The organism is Streptomyces sp. NPDC102258 (assembly GCF_055584685.1).
The window spans coordinates 433,595-449,614 of the sequence record NZ_JBVJLO010000003.1; the positions used below are offsets into that span (position 1 = coordinate 433,595).

Genomic DNA, 16,020 nt, shown 5'->3' on the forward strand with positions numbered 1-16,020 from the left:
GGGTTCCTCAGACGCCCACTTCGGCCGTGACCACGCCCGTCGTGGTGGCGTCGGCCTCCGCCAGCAGTGCCCCGCCGGGGGCCCACACCGCCGAGCGGCCGCAGCCCGTCCAGGGGCCCGCGGGCCCGGTGTGGTTGGCGAGGACCACGTAGAGGCCGTGCTCCCGCGCGATCCCGGGGTACACGCTCGCCCGCTCGGCGATCCCGTCGCCGGTGCCGTACAGGGTGCTCGCCAGGTGCACCCGGCAGCCGTCGGCGGCGGCCCGGCCGGTCAGCTCCGGGAAGTGGTGGTCGAAGCAGATCCCGAGCGAGAAGCGGATGCCCCCGAGCTCGAAGCGCCCGTCGGCCGTGCCCGGGGTGAAGACGTCCTGTTCGTGCTGGTAGAGGTGCTGCTTCGCGTACGTCGTCACGTGCCCGCCGTCCGCGTCGTACACCAGGGTCGCGAGCGCGGGCAGCGGCCCCCCGGTGCGCAGGGCGGCGTTGACGGCGGTGGCGGTCCCGGCGGAGCGGACCGGGTCCAGCCGGGGGTCGTCGGCGCCGTCCAGCCACAGCCCGGGGTCGGCGGTCAGGGCGTCCATCTCGTAGCCGGTGAGCGTCAGCTCGGGGAACACCACCAGCTCGGCGCCCTCGTCGCGGGCCCGTACGGCCAGGGCGGCGGCCCGGCCGGCATTGGCGGTGACGTCGGCGGGGACGCAGGTGAGCTGCGCGGCGGCGATCTTCATGCCGTCCAGGGTGCCGGCGGCCCCGCCCGGGACCGCCGCGGGGGTCGGCCCGCAGCAGGGCTCAGGCGGCCGGGCCGCCGCGCAGGAGGGTGAGGAAGGCGCGGAAGGCGGCGGGCATGTCCACCGCGTCGGGGTCGAGCAGCCACTGGTACTGGAGGCCGTCCATCACCGCCGTCAGCAGCGGGGCGGCCTGCTCCGGGGTGAGGCCGGAGGGGAGCCGCTCGCCGAACTCGGCGCGCAGCACCGCGGCCATCTCCCCGCGGACCTGGGCGTACCGCTCGGTGAAGAACCGCCGTGCCGGGTGGCCGTCGGTGACGCTCTCGCCGAGCAGCGCCGAGAAGGTCTGCACGATGCCGGGCCGCATGGCGTTGTACTCGACCAGCGAGTCCAGCAGGTCCAGGCGCCAGCTGTCGGCGGCGGCGCGCGAGCCGCCGCCGGTGTCCCAGCGGTCGCGTTCCTCCAGCACGGCCACCAGGAGGGCCTCCTTGGTGGGGAAGTAGTGCAGCAGGCCCTGCTGGGTGAGGCCGACGCGCTCGGCGACGGAGCCCAGCGACGCACCCCGGTAGCCGCGTTCCGCGATCACCTCGACGGCCGCGCGGACGATCTCCCCGCGCCGTTCCTCGCTCTTCGCCCTGGCCATCGCCCGGCACCCCTTCCGTTCGTACCCGCCACGAGGACCGTACGACATAGGGATATCACGAAAAGATTACAGCCCCTACCGGTCTACAGGTATCGGGTCCACGATGGGGGACACCACCCGCACCACACCCCCACACCGCACCACATCCCGCACCGCACCGCACGCACTCAAGAGGAGGCACGGCCGTGACCGATGCCGATCAGACCGGCGACCGGATCCGCGAAGACGCCGTGGAAACGGCCCTGGGGAAGCTCGATCTCGACACCAAGGCCCGCCTGCTGGCCGGCCAGGACATGTGGTCCCTGCCCGCCCTCCCCGGGATCGGCCTCGGCTCCCTGGTGATGTCCGACGGGCCCATCGGGGTGCGGGGGGTGCGCTGGAGCGCCGACGACCCCTCCGTCGCCCTGCCCTCCCCGACCGCGCTCGCCGCCTCCTGGGACCCCGGCCTCGCCCGCCGCGCCGGGCGGCTGCTCGCGCAGGAGGCCCGGCGCAAGGGCGTGCACGTCCTCCTCGCCCCCACCGTGAACCTGCACCGCTCCCCGCTCGGCGGCCGGCACTTCGAGTGCTACTCCGAAGACCCCTGCCTGACCGGTGTCATCGGCAGCGGCTACGTCAGCGGCGTCCAGGACGGCGGGGTCGCCACCACCGTCAAGCACTTCGTCGGCAACGACGCCGAGACGGAACGCTTCACCGCCGACAGCGTCATCGCCCCGCGCCCGCTGCGCGAGCTGTACCTCGCGCCCTTCGAGGCCATCGTCACCAACGCCCGCCCCTGGGGCATCATGACCGCCTACAACCGGGTCAACGGCACCAGCATGACCGAGAACCGGTACCTGGTGAACGAGGTGCTGCGCGCCGAGTGGGGCTTCGACGGCTACAACGTCTCCGACTGGATGGCCGCCCGCTCCACCACCGGGGACGTCCTCGGCGGCCTCGACGTGGCCATGCCCGGACCCGAGACCGTCTACGGGCCCGCCCTCGCCGCCGCCGTCCGCGCCGGCGAGGTCCCCGAGTCCGCCGTCGACGGGGCCGTGCGCAACGTCCTGCGCCTCGCCGCCCGCGTGGGCCTGCTGGACGGCGCCCCCGCCGTGGTCACCGAGCCCCCCGCGCCGCTCGACGGGCAGGCCCTGGCCCGCGAACTGGCCGTACGGGGCTTCGTGCTCGTGCGCAACGCCGACGGAGCCCTGCCGCTCGACCCGGGAGCGGGCCGCACCGTCGCCCTCTGCGGCGCCGCCGCCCGCGACGCCCGCGTCCTCGGCGGCGGGTCCGCGACCGTCTTCCCCGAGCGGGTGCTCTCCCCGCTCGACGGGCTCACCGCCGCGCTCCCCGAGGGTGCGCTCCGCTACAGCGTGGGCGCCGACCCGAGCGACGAACTCGGCGTCGCGGAGCAGGGCTTCGAGCTGCGCGCCGTCTGCCGCGACGCCACCGGGGCCGTCCTCGGCGAGGGCGCCCTGCCCAGCGGCCAGGTCCAGTGGATCGGCGACGACCTCCCCGCGGGCGCCGCGTACGAGACGATGGCGACCATCGAGGTCACCGGCAGCTTCCTGCCGCGCGAGAGCGGTGAACACGCCTTCGGCACCCGCGGGCTCGGCGCCTTCGCCCTCGCCGTCGGCGGGCGGACCCTCTGGGAGGGGGTCCAGGAGAGGGGGGACGAGGCCGACCCCTTCGAGGCCTTCTTCGGCGCCCCCAGCGAGCGCGCCCGGCTGACCCTGACCGAGGGGGAGCCCGTCGAGGTCTCGCTGACCTACCGGGTCCCCGGCATGAGCGCGATGCCGCTCAAGGCGGTCATGTTCTCCCTGCTCCACCTCGCCCCGCGCCGGGACGCCGACGAGCTGATCGCGGAGGCCGCCCGGGCCGCCCGCGACGCCGACACCGCGATCGTGGTGGTCGCCACCACCGACCGCGTCGAGTCCGAGGGCTTCGACCGCCGCGACCTGCGGCTCCCGGGCCGCCAGGACGACCTCGTGCGGGCCGTCGCCGCCGTCAACCCGAACACGGTGGTCGTCGTCAACGCCGGCTCCCCGGTGGAACTCCCGTGGCGCGAGGACGTCGCCGCCGTCCTGCTCACCTGGTTCCCCGGGCAGGAGGGCGGGGCCGCGCTGGCCGACGTACTCCTCGGACACGCCGAGCCGGGCGGGCGCCTGCCCACGACCTGGCCCGCCGCCCTCGCCGACGCGCCCGTCACCGAGGTCGTCCCGACCGAGGGGGCCCTGGAGTACCGCGAGGGCCTCTTCATCGGCTACCGGGCCTACGAGAAGCACGGCGTGCGGCCCGCCTACCCCTTCGGGCACGGCCTCGGCTACACCGACTGGGCCTACGAGTCCCTCGAAGCCACCGCCGGAGTCGCCCGGGTCCGCCTGAGGAACACCGGCACCCGGCCCGGCCGCGAGGTGGTCCAGATCTACCTGGCCCCCGTCGCCGACACCGTCGAGCGCCCCGCGAGCTGGCTGGCGGCCTTCGCGGGCGTCGAGGCGGCCCCCGGCGAGAGCGTCGAGGTGGAGATCCCGCTGCCCGCCCGCGCCTTCGAGATCTGGGACGAGGACGCGCGCGGCTGGCGGCGGATCGGCGGGACGTACGAGGTCCGCGCGAGCCACTCGCACGCCGACACCCGGCTGTCGGTCAGTCTCGGCCTGTGACCCGCCCGGCGCGCCGCTGACCGGCGCGACACGCCGTAAGGCCGATATGGCCGGAAAACAACCGTGAAAACGGCCGATGGACCGAGCGGACCGGACCGGGAGCGGGCCCCGACACCCGCCCCTGGTCCCCGCGCGTCAACGCGGGGGCCCCGCCGCCGTCACCTGTCGGTGCGCCAGTTCCGCGAGCCGCGCCTGCCCGTCGCGGCCCGGGTGGAACCAGTCCCAGCGGCTCAGCTGCTCCGCGGAGAAGGGGTACTGGAAGACGGCCCCGCCGTCGTAGCGGCACAGCCCGTCCTTCGCGCAGACCTCGCGCAGCACCTCGTTGTACTCGACCACCCGCGCCCGCACCTTCTCCCGGCGGACCGTCGCGGCCTCCGCCCCCGACAGCGGGTCGGCGAGCATGGACTGACAGATCCCCAGCTTCCACACCTGGCGCACCATCGGGGCGTCCTTGCCCTGCTCCCACAGGCGCTGGAGGTCCGGCACCGAGGAGACGTACACCTGGGAGGACGGGGACGCGGCCCGCAGTTCCCGCAGCGCCCGCTCGAAGCCGGCCCGGAACTCCGCCACCGGGGTCATCGACGAAATGGTCGGACGGCAGGCGTCGTTCGAGCCCACCATCACCGTGACCAGGCCGGGCTTGTGCTCCGCCGCCGAGGCCAGCTGCCCCGGCAGGTCCGCCATCCGCGAGCCTGTCACCGCGTAGTTCCAGCTGTGCGCGGGCACCTCGGCCTCCCCGAGCAGCCGGGCCGCGAGCGAGTTCACCGCGGGGTCGGTGCCGGTGGCCCAGGACACCTCCGGGCAGTCGGCCAGCACCGAACAGGCGTCGAAGCCACGGGTGATGGAATCCCCGACGGCCGCGACCGACGCGGGTGCGGTGTTCCAGCGCGGGGCGGCGGGCCGCGCCCCCCGGTCGCCGCCGGACTTCGGCTCACCGGAGTCACAGCCCGTGACCGCCGCGGCCAGCACGGCCACCGCCACGCCCGCCCCCGCGACGGTCCGGCGCACACGTCGGCGCGGAGCGGTGGTGCGCATCGCGTGGTCCCTCCCTCGCCGCCCCCCTCCTTCCGGGGGGCGTCCTGCTGAGTGAATGCTCTGTGTTTACGGTCCTCGGAGCGACCGTACGTCACACCATGACCCCTGGCGCACGGTAGCTTTTCCCGTGGCGTTTCGGCCGCAGGTGCCGCTACACAATGTCAAATAATTTCCGTTACATTACATCACGTCACATACTGTCCGTTTTCTGGAGTTTATTCCCGACCTCGTCCCACACTGGAGGTCCCGGTGACGACACGTGGAGTTCTGTACGTGCATTCCGCGCCGCGCGCGCTCTGCCCGCACGTGGAATGGGCTGTTGCGGGCGTGCTCGGGGTGCGGGTGAACCTCGACTGGATCCGGCAGCCCGCCTCCCCCGGCACCTGGAGAGCCGAGTTCTCCTGGCAGGCAGAGGCGGGAACCGCCTCGAAACTCGCCTCCGCCCTGCGCGGCTGGCATCTGCTCCGCTTCGAAGTGACCGCCGAGCCCTGCCCCACCGCCGAGGGGGAGCGCTACAGCTCGACCCCGGAGCTGGGCATCTTCCACGCCGTCACCGGCATGCACGGCGACATCCTGATCCCCGAGGACCGGCTGCGCGCCGCGCTCGCCCGGTCCGCACGCGGCGAGACCGACCTGGAGGCCGAGATCGCCAAGCTGCTCGGCAAGCCCTGGGACGACGAACTGGAGCCCTTCCGCTACGCGGGCGAGGGCGCCCCGGTCCGCTGGCTCCACCAGGTCGTCTGAGTCCGCTTCCGGCGACGCGAAAGGCCCACCCGGGATCCGGGTGGGCCTTTCACACGTCGTCCGGGACGGCCGCTACACGCTGCGGAACGCCAGGGTCACGTTGTGACCGCCGAAGCCGAAGGAGTTGTTGATCGCGGAGATCGGGCCCTCCACCGGCAGCTTGCGGGGCTCGCCGCGCACGATGTCCGCGTCGATGTCGTCGTCCGGCTCGTCGACGTTGATCGTCGGCGGGGCGATCCGGTGGTACAGCGCCAGCACGGTCGCGACGGTCTCGATGCCGCCGGCGCCGCCCAGCAGGTGACCGGTCATCGACTTGGTCGCGGAGATCGCGATGTGGTCGAGGTCGGCGCCCAGGACCTTGCGCAGGGCCTTCAGCTCGGCCGTGTCACCCTGCGGGGTGGACGTGGCGTGCGCGTTCAGGTGCACCAGTTCGGCGGGGTCCAGGCCCGTGTTGTCCAGCAGGTTCTGCACGGCGGCCGCGACACCGCGGCCCGTCGGCTCCGGCTGCGCGATGTGGTGGCTGTCCGCGGACAGACCCTGGCCCAGCACCTCGCAGTAGACCCGGGCGCCGCGCGCGGCGGCGTGCTCGGCGGACTCCAGCACCACGACGCCGGCGCCCTCGCCGAGGACGAAGCCGTCACGGGCCTTGTCGTACGGACGCGAGGCCTGCTCGGGGTGCTCGTTGTTCTTGGACATCGCCATCATGTTGGCGAACGCCGCGATCGGCAGCGGGTGGATGGCCGCCTCGGTGCCGCCGGCGACGACCACGTCGGCACGGCCGGTACGGATCATCTCGACGGCGTAGCCGATGGCCTCGGCGCCCGACGCGCAGGCGCTGACCGGCGTGTGCACACCGGCGCGGGCGTTGACCTCCAGGCCGACGTTGGCCGAGGGGCCGTTCGGCATCAGCATGGGGACGGTGTGCGGGGAGACCCGGCGCACCCCCTTCTCCTTCAGTACGTCGTACTGGTCGAGCAGGGTGGTGACGCCGCCGATGCCGGAGGCGATCACGGTGCCCAGGCGCTCGGGGACGATGGACGCGTCCTCGCCGGCCGGGGCGGTGTAGCCCGCGTCCGCCCAGGCCTCACGGGCCGCGATGAGGGCGAACTGGGCGGAACGGTCGAGCTTGCGGGCCAGCGGGCGGGGCAGTACCTCGCTCGGGTCCACGGCGGCCTGCGCGGCGATGCGGACCGGCAGTTCGGCGAAGCGCTCGCCCTCCAGGGGCGAAATGCCGGACCGGCCGGCGAGCAGACCTTCCCAGGTCGAAGCGCTGTCGCCACCCAGCGGAGTGGTTGCGCCGATACCGGTGACGACCACGGTGCGATTGGTCGGGCTCACAGGAATTCTTTCTCCACGTCTCAGGGGGTGCTGAATTGTCACGGCGCCACCGCCAGGTGGCGACAAACGCTCGTCAGGCTCAGGCCTGGTGCTTCAGGATGTAGTCAGCGGCGTCGCCGACCGTCTTGAGGTTCTTGACGTCCTCGTCCGGGATCTTCACCTCGAAGCGCTCTTCGGCGGCGACGACGACCTCGACCATGGACAGCGAGTCGACGTCCAGGTCGTCGGTGAAGGACTTGTCCAGCTGGACGTCCTCCTGCGGGATGCCGGCGATCTCGTTGACGATCTCCGCGAGACCTTCGAGGATCTCTTCCTGCGTGGCGGCCATGTGGCGCTCCTTCTGTAGCTAACTGGATGAATCAGGGCCGGAACGGGTCCCGTGCCCTAGGGGAGGGTAACGACCGTCGCGGCGTAGACGAGCCCCGCCCCGAAGCCGATGACGAGCGCGGTGTCGCCGCTCTTCGCCGCTCCGGTCGCCAGGAGCCGCTCCATGGCGAGCGGGATCGAGGCGGCCGACGTGTTGCCGGTGTTCTCCACGTCACGGGCGACCGTGACGTGCTCCGGCAGCTTGAGAGTCTTCACCATCGAGTCGATGATCCGCATGTTCGCCTGGTGCGGAATGAAGACGTCCAGGTCTTCCGCGGTGATCCCGGCCGCGTCGAGCGCCTGCTGGGCCACCTTGGCCATCTCGAAGACGGCCCAGCGGAAGACCGCCTGGCCCTCCTGCGTGATGGCCGGGAACTTCTCGCCGCCGCCCTTGCCGAGGTACTCGTCCCACGGCACGGTCTGCTTGATCGTCTCGGACTTGTCGCCCTCCGAGCCCCACACCGTGGGGCCGATGGCCGGCTCCTCCGAAGGGCCGACGACCACGGCGCCGGCACCGTCGCCGAACAGGAAGGCCGTCGCGCGGTCCTCCAGGTCGGTCAGGTCCGACAGCCGCTCGACACCGATGACGAGGACGTACTGCGCCGACCCCTCGACCACCAGGCCCTTGGCGAGGGTCAGACCGTAACCGAAGCCGGCGCAGCCCGCCGAGATGTCGAACGCCGCGGGCTTGCCGGCGCCGATCCGGTGCGCGATCTCGGTCGCGACGGCCGGGGTCTGCTTGAAGTGCGAGACCGTCGAGACGATCACCGCACCGATCTGCTCCGGGGAGACCCCGGCGTCCGCGAGCGCCTTCCCGGAGGCCTCCACGGACATGGCGGACACCGTCTCCTGGTCCGAGGCCCAGTGCCGGGTCGCGATGCCGGAACGGGAGCGGATCCACTCGTCGGACGAGTCGATCGTCTCCAGGATGACCTCGTTGGGCACCACCCGGACCGGACGGTAGCCGCCGACACCGAGGATGCGGGCGTACGGGGAGCCCTTGGCCGGTTTGATCTTCGACATGCTGTGTGGGCTCCTTCTCTCAGGCCTGCTGCTCGGCGAGGAGTGCCACGGCCTTGTCGAGGTCCTCCGGGGTCTTCAGCGCCACGTTCGGCACGCCCTTGAGCGCCCGCTTGGCCAGACCCGTCAGGGTGCCCCCGGGGGAGAGCTCGACGATCCCGGTGACGCCCAGCTCGGCGAACGTCTCCATGCACAGGTCCCAGCGGACCGGGTTGGCCACCTGGCCGACCAGACGGGCGACGACGTCGGCGCCCTTGTCGACGACCAGGCCGTCCCGGTTCGAGACGTACTTCACCGCCGGGTCCGCCGGCGTGAGGGCCTCGGTGGCCTTCTGCAGCGCGGCCACCGCGGGCGTCATGTGGTGGGTGTGGAAGGCGCCCGCGACCTTGAGGGCGACGACCTTCATCGAACCCTCGGGCTTGTCGGCCACCAGGGCGGCGATCTGCTCCGCGGTGCCCGCGGCCACGATCTGGCCAGCGCCGTTGATGTTGGCCGGGGTCAGCCCCAGCCCCTCCAGGTGTGCGATGACCACGTCCTGGTCGCCGCCGAGGACCGCGGCCATGCCGGTCTCGGAGACGGCGGCCGCGTCGGCCATGGCCAGACCACGGGTGCGGACGAAGGACAGCGCCTCCAGCTCGCCGAGGACACCGGCGTACGCGGCGGCGGTGATCTCGCCGACGCTGTGCCCGGCCACCGCACCGAAGGCGCCGGTGGCGTCCCCGAGGGCGTCGGTCAGCGCGGAGGCGGACAGCAGGCCCGCCGCGACCAGCAGCGGCTGGGCGACGGCCGTGTCGCGGATCTCGTCCGCGTCGGCGTGCGTGCCGTAGTGGGCAAGGTCGAGCCCGATGGCGTCCGACCACCCGGCGACGCGGTCGGCGGCGCCGGGGAGTTCGAGCCAGGGAGTCAGGAAGCCGGGCGTCTGAGCGCCTTGGCCGGGAGCGACGAGTACGAGCACCCTCACACTCTCTCTTGTGGACGGGCTCCGCCGCCCGTGGGGACAGGGACGAAGAACCGTCGGGCTAATTGTTGATGTCCGACAAAAGTCTAGGACTGCGGATCCCCGTCGGCCAGACGTCCCAGGATCAGGGCGATCCGCAGCGTGAACGCCGAACGCACATCGGAGGGTGACCAGCCGGTGACGTCGGTCACACGTCGGAGCCGGTACCGCACCGTGTTGGGGTGAACGAACAGCATCCGCGCGGCCCCCTCCAGACTGCTCGCCTGCTCCAGATAGACACTCAGCGTCTCCAGCAGCGCCGAACCCGCCTCTTCGAGCGGTCTGTAGATCTCCTCCACCAACTGCTCCCGCGCCGAGGGATCCGAGGCGATGGCGCGCTCCGGCAGGAGATCGTCCGCCAGCACCGGCCGCGGCGCGTCCTGCCACGCGGTACACGCCTTCAGCCCGGCCGCCGCCGCCTGGGCCGACTTCGTCGCGTTCAGCAGGTCCGGCACCACGGGTCCGGCCACCACCGGACCGGCCGCGAACGGGCCGATCAGCGACTTCGCCACCTGCATCGGGTTGTCGCTGCCGCCCGCGATCACCACCAGCCGGTCGCCCAGCACACCGGTCAGCACCTGGAGCTTGTGGTGGCGGGCCGCGCGCCGGATCGCCTCGACCGTCAGCTCGCTGTCCCCCTCCGGGGCGGTGCCCAGCACCACGCACACGTGCTCCGGCGAATTCCAGCCGAGCGCCGCCGCCCGCGACAGGGCGCCCTCGTCGGCCTCGCCCGAGAGCACGGCGTTGACCACCAGGGACTCCAGCCGGGCGTCCCAGGCGCCGCGCGCCTCGGCGGCCTGCGCGTACACCTGGGCGGTCGCGAAGGCGATCTCCCGGGCGTACACCAGCAGCGCCTCGCGCAGGACCGACTCGTCGCCCGGGGCCGCCACCTCGTCGATCGCGGTCTCCATGACCTCGATCGTCGTACGGACCATCTCCACGGTCTGGCGCAGGGTGATCGCCCGGGTCAGCTCGCGCGGAGCCGTCCCGAAGACGTCGGTGGAGATGGCCTGCGGGGTCTCCGGGTGCCGGAACCACTCCGTGAACGCGGCGATGCCGGCCTGGGCGACCAGGCCGATCCACGACCGGTTCTCCGGCGGCATCGCCCGGTACCACGGCAGGGTCTCGTCCATCCGCGCGATGGCGTTGGCGGCGAGCCGGCCGGAGGACTTCTCCAGCCGCCGCAGCGTCGCGCTGTGCGGGTGGGCCGGATGCGCGGGACGGATCTCGGGGGACTGCTCACGTTCGGGTTGGGGCACGGGACAAGACTGCCTTATCGGCGCCCCGGCGCGGACGCGGGTCCACGGCCCGTCCTGTGCCGGAGGCTACGGTGGCCCCCATGATTGACGTACGCCGCGCCGGCGACCGGTACCGGGGAGGGGACCCGGCCGCCGGGATCAGCACCCGCCACGCCTTCTCCTTCGGGGCCGCCTACGACCCGGACAACATCCGCTTCGGCCCCGTGCTGGCTTGCAACGAAGAGCGGCTCGCCCCCGGATCGGGCTTCGACGAGCACCCGCACAGCCACACCGAGATCGTCACCTGGGTGGTCGAGGGCGAGCTGACCCACCGGGACGGCGTCACCGGCGCGGACGGGCTGGTCCGCCCCGGCGACGTACAGCGGCTCGGGGCCGGTGACGGGACCCGGCACGTCGAGCGCAACGACGGCGCGGCCCCGCTGCGGTTCGTCCAGACCTGGCTCGCGCCGCTGACGGCGGGCGGGGAGCCCTCGTACGAGGTGGTGCGCGGGCTCGCGGACGACACCCCGTACGAGGTCCCGGCGGCCGGCGCCGTCCTGCACGTGCGCCGGCCCGGCGCGGGCGAACGGGTCCCCGTACCGGCGGCGGAGCGGGTCTACCTGCACGTGGTGCGCGGGGACCTGCGGCTCGACGGGGCCGAGCTGGGCCCGGGGGACTCGGCGCGGATCACCGGCGAGAAGGACCTGGTGATCACCGCCGGATCCCCCGGGGAACTGCTGATCTGGGAGCTTCCGCTCTAGCCGGGGTCTGCGCTCAGGCCGCGCGCAGTTCGGCGAGGACCGCGTCGGTGAACGGGGTCCAGGCCTCCACCGCCCAGGGTCCGAAGGCGCGGTCGGTCAGCGCCACGCAGGCGGCGCGGGCGTCCGGGTCCACCCACAGGAAGGTGCCGGACTGGCCGAAGTGGCCGAAGGTGCGCGGCGAGGAGGTGGTGCCCGTCCAGTGCGGGGACTTCCCGTCGCGGATCTCCAGGCCGAGGCCCCAGTCGTTGGGGGACTGGTGCCCGTAGCCGGGCAGGACGCCCTTGAGACCGGGGTGGACCACCGAGGTGGCCTCGGCGACCGTGCGGACGTCCAGCAACCGGGGCGCCTGGAGTTCGGCGGCGAAGCGGACGAGGTCGGACACGGTGGAGACGCCGTCCTTGGCGGGGGAACCCTCCAGGGTGGTCGAGGCCATGCCCAGCGGCTCGAAGACGGCCTGGTGCAGGTACTCGGCGAAGGGGATCCCGGTGGCCTTGGAGATGTGGTCGCCCAGCACCTCGAAACCGGCGTTCGAGTACAGCCGGCGCTGTCCGGGCGGCCCCATGACGCGGTGCTCGTCGAAGGCCAGGCCGCTGGTGTGGGCGAGGAGGTGACGGACCGTCGAACCCTCGGGCCCGGCCGGTTCGTCCAGCTCGATCGCCCCCTCCTCGTACGCGACGAGGGCGGCGTACGCGGCGAGCGGCTTGGTGACCGAGGCCAGCGGGAAGCGGTGGCCGAGCGGCCCGTGGGAGCCGGCCAGGCTCCCGTCGGCGCGTACGACGGCCGCGGCGGCGGTCGGCACCGGCCAGGTCTCGATCGTCCGCAGGCTGTCCAGGGTGGTGACGGGTTCCAGGCTCTCCATGCCGCCGAGCCTACTTGCCTGGAGTGCACTCCAGGGTTTTAGCGTGGGGTCATGAGCCAGAGCCTGACGCGGACGCGGTACACGATCAGCGAGGTCGAGGCCCGGACCGGTCTGACCCAGCACACGCTGCGCTGGTACGAGCGGATCGGGCTGATGCCGCACGTGGACCGCTCCCACTCGGGCCAGCGGCGGTTCACCGACAAGGACCTGCACTGGCTGGCCTTCGTGGGCAAGCTGCGCACCACCGGGATGTCGGTGGCGGACATGGTCCGCTACGCGGAGCTCGTCCGCGCGGGCGACCACACGGTCGCCGAGCGCCGTGAACTGCTGGAGCGCACGCGCCGCGAGGTGCGGGCGCGGATCGCGGAGCTGAGCGACGCGCTCGGCGTCCTGGATTACAAGATCGACATGTACGGGCAGAACACGGTCGCGGGGAAGGTACGGTCATGACGGAGCACGGCACCATCGAGCGGGTCGAGCTGGGCAGGGGCGGCCCCGTCGTCGGGGTCCAGGGCCTCGGCTGCATGGGCATCAGCGAGTTCTACGGGGACACCGACGAGGCGGCGGCGCGGGCGACGCTGGACGCGGCGCTGGCCGCCGGCGTGACCCTCTTCGACACCGCGGACGCCTACGGGCGCGGGGCGAACGAGGAGTTCCTCGCGCCCTTCCTGGCCGCCCACCGCGACGAGGTCACCCTCGCCACGAAGTTCGCCATCGAGCGCACCGACGACCCCGCGTACCGGGGCATCCGCAACGACCGGGCGTACATCCGGCAGGCCGTCGAGGGCAGCCTGCGGCGGCTCGGGGTGGACGTGATCGACCTGTACTACATGCACCGGCGCGACCCGGCCGTGCCGTTCTCCGAGTCCGTCGGCGCCATGGCCGAGCTGGTGAAGGAGGGCAAGGTGCGCCACCTCGGGCTCAGCGAGGTCACCGGGGCCGAACTGCGCGAGGCGTACGCGGTGCACCCGATCGCCGCCCTCCAGTCGGAGTGGTCGCTCTTCAGCCGGGACGTCGAGCGCAGCGCGGTCGGCGCGGCGGCGGAACTGGGCGTGGCCTTCGTGCCCTACTCCCCGCTCGGGCGGGGCTTCCTGACCGGGTCCTTCGCGGACGCCACCGCGGAGCTGCCGGCCGGTGACTTCCGGCGCGACCAGCCGCGGTTCAACGGGGCCAACGCCAAGGCCAACGCGGAACTGCTGACGCCGGTCCGGGAGGTCGCGGACGCGCACGGGGCCACCCCGGCGCAGGTGGCGCTGGCCTGGGTGCAGCAGCGGGCGGCGGTGCACGGGCTGCCGGTGGTCCCGATCCCGGGCACCCGCAAGCCCGGCCGGCTCGCGGAGAACGCCGCGGCGACCCGGATCACGCTGAGCGCGCCGGAGCTGGCGCTGCTGGAACCGCTCGCGGGCCGGGTCGCGGGGGACCGCTACCCGGACATGAGCTCCAGCTCGGCGGCGCGCGAGGAGGGGTGACCCCGCGGAGCGCGGCTCACGCGTCCGTCGAGAGGCGTACGCGCAGGGCCTCGTACTCCGAGTCGGTCAGCAGGCCCGCGCCGTAGAGCTCGCTCAGGTGGCGCAGGCGGCCGTCCCCGGCGGAGCGGGCGCGGGGCAGCGAGGCCACCGGGGTGCGTCCGCGCAGGGCCGCGAGGAGGGCCGCCGCGAAGGGCAGGGACTCGTGCACGGCCCCGTAGCCGACCCCGAACACGGCGGCGGCCAGATCGTGGTCGGCGCGGGCGTCGCCGACGCCGGGGGCGGGGTCGTGGGGCAGCAGGCGCAGGTGGCCCACCCCCGGCCGCTCGGGGGAGACCCACTCGACGCCGGACAGGGCGGTCAGCGCGAACCGCTGGTCGCCCGCCCGCCACTTCGTGCTGGTGGCGCCGGTGCGCGACCACTGGAAGGTGACGGCCGAGCCGTCGAAGCCCACCCGGGCGTCGTACGCCTTGAGGTGCAGCGGTGGCTGCGGGACGCGGACCAGGAAGTGTTCGCAGGGCTCGGCGGCATCGGGGTCAAGGCGGGCGCGCAGCGCGTCGGCGAAGGCCTCGGCCTGTCCCGCCCGGTCGGCGGGCAGCGTCAGCCGGTAGGGGTCGCAGACTTCCCTGAGCTGCCCGGCGGCAGCCTCCATCAGCGGATCCGCCCCCGGACGCGGCACGGCGCGCAGCACCACCGCCTCGCGCCGGCCCCCGGTCACCTCCACGCTCACCCGGGACAACGCTTCGAGGGGGATCCGCCGCTCACCCAGCGCGTGCCAGAGCCGTGGAGTCCGTATCCCCCGTACGAAGCGGATGAGCACCGAGTCCGAGTCGAACTCCCAGACGGCATGATTTCCGGCCAGTACGTCACCCATGCGGCACATGGTAAAGGGACGCGCCCCCGCGCGTCCCCCTCGTCGGCCATGCAGATTTTCCCGACTGCGACGACCGCGGGCCGGGGCGACGTCCCTCAGGAGCCTTCGGAGCCGGAGATTCCGCGTCGGCAGTCGGCCGCGCCGCTCGCACACGCGACGGAACCGAAGGCGCCGGTTCCGATCTTGGCGAAGTTGTCCAGCGACGCGGTCCCTGGCTCGAAATAGCCGGTGTGGCTCCTGGCCCCGGCCGAGGACAGCACCCGGGCGCCGAACGCGGCGGAGACCGGGTCCGCGCCGTGGCCCAGTCCGCCGAGCTCCAGGTGCGGTACGTCGGCGATCCAGTCGCCCTCGTCGCGCATGGCCCAGACCCGCGCGGAGGTGTGCAGTTCGGCGGCGTTCTCGGCGCGCATGCCGGGGCTGCCGGCCACCACCACGTCGGTCACCCGCTCCGGCAGGTGGTGCGCGGCCACCCCGCACACCACCGAGCCGTAGCTGTGGCAGAACAGGGCCACGCTCGCGTTCCCGGGCAGGGCCGCCGCCAGCGATTCCAGCCGCGCGGCGCCCTGGACGGCGAGCCGGCCCGTCGCGGCGTCCACGCCGAGCCCGGCGGGGGCGGTGTACCCCGCCCAGGCGATGACCGCGCTGCGGGCGCCGGGCGCGGCCGCGCGCTCGGCCTCGTACAGGGACTGCGCCATGCCGGCGGGGGCGGTGAGGCGGCGCTGGCTGCGCTCGAAGGTGACCGCGTCGGTGTCGACGCCGGGCACGACCACCGAGACCCGGCGGGCGGCGGCGAGGTCGCCGAACACCTCGGCGGCGAGGCCGCCGCCGGTGGGGTCGAAGAGGAGGATCTGCCGGCCGGGCTCGGCCAGCGACTCGAAGCGGTGGGCGCGGCGTATGGCGCTCGCGCGGTCGGCCGGCGTCAGCGCGATGTCCCGGCCGCGGGCCTCCTCGACGCGGGCGGCCTGGGTCAGGGAGGCGCGGTTGGCCCGGTAGCGGGTCTCGGCGGGCGCTCCGTCCAGGTTACCGACCACGAGCGGGTAGCCGTCGGCGAGCCGGGCGCGCTGGGCGCCGTCGAGCCCGGCGAAGAAGCGGGCCACGCTGCGTACCGGAGCGTCGGCGGCCGGTACGGACCGTCCGTCGATCCGGGCCGAGGCCCACGCGGCGAGCGCGGCGACGCGCGGGGCGGCGGCCGCCTCGGGGCGGTGCACGGCGGTCCAGCCGGTGGTCGCCAGCATCAGGAAGACCACGGCGAGCGCCAGCATCATGCGCAGGGCGGCCGGGCGCGCGAGGACGTCGTCGACGGCGGCCGCGGCGGCGGCGGAATG

The 16,020-nt window shown here is 73.5% G+C and carries 16 protein-coding genes; 5 read left to right on the plus strand and 11 right to left on the minus strand.

Annotated features, from left to right (window positions below; translation table 11 throughout):
• Positions 1-7: 7 nt before the first annotated feature.
• Together ACZ6ZT_RS07650 and ACZ6ZT_RS07655 are read right to left on the minus strand one after the other, a co-directional pair.
• Positions 8-721, minus strand: coding sequence for a carbon-nitrogen hydrolase family protein (locus ACZ6ZT_RS07650; protein ID WP_469716477.1), 714 nt, complete (start codon positions 719-721; stop codon positions 8-10).
• Positions 722-782: 61 nt separating this feature from the next.
• Positions 783-1,361 carry a TetR/AcrR family transcriptional regulator gene (locus ACZ6ZT_RS07655; RefSeq protein ID WP_469716479.1) on the minus strand — a complete coding sequence of 193 codons (579 nt, stop codon included), beginning with the start codon at positions 1,359-1,361 and terminating at the stop codon, positions 783-785.
• Positions 1,362-1,546: 185 nt separating this feature from the next.
• Between ACZ6ZT_RS07655 and ACZ6ZT_RS07660 the strand changes: the two genes are divergently transcribed.
• Positions 1,547-3,997, plus strand: coding sequence for a beta-glucosidase (locus ACZ6ZT_RS07660; protein ID WP_469716481.1), 2,451 nt, complete (start codon positions 1,547-1,549; stop codon positions 3,995-3,997).
• 135 nt (positions 3,998-4,132) lie between these two features.
• On the opposite strand, the gene ACZ6ZT_RS07665 is transcribed toward ACZ6ZT_RS07660, so the two are convergent.
• A complete protein-coding gene (locus ACZ6ZT_RS07665) occupies positions 4,133-5,032 on the minus strand; it encodes an SGNH/GDSL hydrolase family protein (protein WP_469716483.1) in 900 nt (299 codons plus the stop codon).
• A 249-nt stretch (positions 5,033-5,281) separates the two neighbouring features.
• Between ACZ6ZT_RS07665 and ACZ6ZT_RS07670 the strand changes: the two genes are divergently transcribed.
• On the plus strand, positions 5,282-5,776 hold the full coding sequence (locus ACZ6ZT_RS07670) for a DUF3145 domain-containing protein (RefSeq protein ID WP_030160508.1): 495 nt from the start codon (positions 5,282-5,284) through the stop codon (positions 5,774-5,776).
• 72 nt (positions 5,777-5,848) lie between these two features.
• Here the strand turns inward: ACZ6ZT_RS07670 and fabF are convergent, their stop codons facing one another.
• The 5 genes from fabF to ACZ6ZT_RS07695 form a co-directional block, all read right to left on the minus strand.
• Entirely contained in the window at positions 5,849-7,114 is a 1,266-nt protein-coding gene (gene fabF, locus ACZ6ZT_RS07675; protein ID WP_469716485.1) for a beta-ketoacyl-ACP synthase II, read from the minus strand.
• Between the two features lie 79 nt (positions 7,115-7,193).
• On the minus strand, positions 7,194-7,442 hold the full coding sequence (locus ACZ6ZT_RS07680; RefSeq protein ID WP_150519766.1) for an acyl carrier protein: 249 nt from the start codon (positions 7,440-7,442) through the stop codon (positions 7,194-7,196).
• Positions 7,443-7,498: 56 nt separating this feature from the next.
• The gene (locus ACZ6ZT_RS07685; RefSeq protein WP_469716487.1) at positions 7,499-8,503 is read right to left on the minus strand and encodes a beta-ketoacyl-ACP synthase 3; all 1,005 of its coding nucleotides are present in this window, start codon (positions 8,501-8,503) and stop codon (positions 7,499-7,501) included.
• Between the two features lie 19 nt (positions 8,504-8,522).
• Positions 8,523-9,461: an ACP S-malonyltransferase gene (locus tag ACZ6ZT_RS07690; RefSeq protein ID WP_469716488.1), complete on the minus strand. Its 939-nt coding sequence runs from the start codon at positions 9,459-9,461 to the stop codon at positions 8,523-8,525.
• A gap of 83 nt (positions 9,462-9,544) precedes the next feature.
• The gene (locus ACZ6ZT_RS07695) at positions 9,545-10,756 is read right to left on the minus strand and encodes a PucR family transcriptional regulator (RefSeq protein WP_469716490.1); all 1,212 of its coding nucleotides are present in this window, start codon (positions 10,754-10,756) and stop codon (positions 9,545-9,547) included.
• A gap of 80 nt (positions 10,757-10,836) precedes the next feature.
• Between ACZ6ZT_RS07695 and ACZ6ZT_RS07700 the strand changes: the two genes are divergently transcribed.
• Complete coding sequence (locus tag ACZ6ZT_RS07700; protein ID WP_469716491.1) at positions 10,837-11,496, plus strand: pirin family protein; 660 nt, start codon at positions 10,837-10,839, stop codon at positions 11,494-11,496.
• 13 nt (positions 11,497-11,509) lie between these two features.
• On the opposite strand, the gene ACZ6ZT_RS07705 is transcribed toward ACZ6ZT_RS07700, so the two are convergent.
• Positions 11,510-12,328 carry a serine hydrolase domain-containing protein gene (locus ACZ6ZT_RS07705; RefSeq protein WP_469716600.1) on the minus strand — a complete coding sequence of 273 codons (819 nt, stop codon included), beginning with the start codon at positions 12,326-12,328 and terminating at the stop codon, positions 11,510-11,512.
• A gap of 78 nt (positions 12,329-12,406) precedes the next feature.
• On the opposite strand from ACZ6ZT_RS07705, the gene ACZ6ZT_RS07710 reads away from it, so the two are divergent.
• Together ACZ6ZT_RS07710 and ACZ6ZT_RS07715 are read left to right on the plus strand one after the other, a co-directional pair.
• Complete coding sequence (locus ACZ6ZT_RS07710; protein WP_469716493.1) at positions 12,407-12,805, plus strand: MerR family transcriptional regulator; 399 nt, start codon at positions 12,407-12,409, stop codon at positions 12,803-12,805.
• Positions 12,802-13,824: an aldo/keto reductase gene (locus tag ACZ6ZT_RS07715; protein WP_469716495.1), complete on the plus strand. Its 1,023-nt coding sequence runs from the start codon at positions 12,802-12,804 to the stop codon at positions 13,822-13,824. Before ACZ6ZT_RS07710 ends, ACZ6ZT_RS07715 begins: the two co-directional genes overlap by 4 nt.
• 16 nt (positions 13,825-13,840) lie before the next feature.
• On the opposite strand, the gene ACZ6ZT_RS07720 is transcribed toward ACZ6ZT_RS07715, so the two are convergent.
• Both ACZ6ZT_RS07720 and ACZ6ZT_RS07725 read right to left on the minus strand, forming a co-directional pair.
• Positions 13,841-14,695: a DUF4429 domain-containing protein gene (locus tag ACZ6ZT_RS07720; RefSeq protein ID WP_469716497.1), complete on the minus strand. Its 855-nt coding sequence runs from the start codon at positions 14,693-14,695 to the stop codon at positions 13,841-13,843.
• Between the two features lie 95 nt (positions 14,696-14,790).
• Positions 14,791-15,960, minus strand: coding sequence for an alpha/beta hydrolase (locus tag ACZ6ZT_RS07725; protein ID WP_469716602.1), 1,170 nt, complete (start codon positions 15,958-15,960; stop codon positions 14,791-14,793).
• Between the last annotated feature and the right edge of the window lie 60 nt (positions 15,961-16,020).

Coding starts and splice junctions, on each gene's coding strand:
- ACZ6ZT_RS07725 (WP_469716602.1), bottom strand. CDS start 15,960: ATGATGCTGGCGCTCGCCGTGGTCTTCCTGATGCTGGCGACCACCGGC.
- ACZ6ZT_RS07710 (WP_469716493.1), top strand. CDS start 12,407: ATGAGCCAGAGCCTGACGCGGACGCGGTACACGATCAGCGAGGTCGAG.
- ACZ6ZT_RS07665 (WP_469716483.1), bottom strand. CDS start 5,032: ATGCGCACCACCGCTCCGCGCCGACGTGTGCGCCGGACCGTCGCGGGG.
- ACZ6ZT_RS07655 (WP_469716479.1), bottom strand. CDS start 1,361: ATGGCCAGGGCGAAGAGCGAGGAACGGCGCGGGGAGATCGTCCGCGCG.
- ACZ6ZT_RS07720 (WP_469716497.1), bottom strand. CDS start 14,695: ATGGGTGACGTACTGGCCGGAAATCATGCCGTCTGGGAGTTCGACTCG.
- ACZ6ZT_RS07685 (WP_469716487.1), bottom strand. CDS start 8,503: ATGTCGAAGATCAAACCGGCCAAGGGCTCCCCGTACGCCCGCATCCTC.
- ACZ6ZT_RS07680 (WP_150519766.1), bottom strand. CDS start 7,442: ATGGCCGCCACGCAGGAAGAGATCCTCGAAGGTCTCGCGGAGATCGTC.
- ACZ6ZT_RS07715 (WP_469716495.1), top strand. CDS start 12,802: ATGACGGAGCACGGCACCATCGAGCGGGTCGAGCTGGGCAGGGGCGGC.
- ACZ6ZT_RS07650 (WP_469716477.1), bottom strand. CDS start 721: ATGAAGATCGCCGCCGCGCAGCTCACCTGCGTCCCCGCCGACGTCACC.
- ACZ6ZT_RS07700 (WP_469716491.1), top strand. CDS start 10,837: ATGATTGACGTACGCCGCGCCGGCGACCGGTACCGGGGAGGGGACCCG.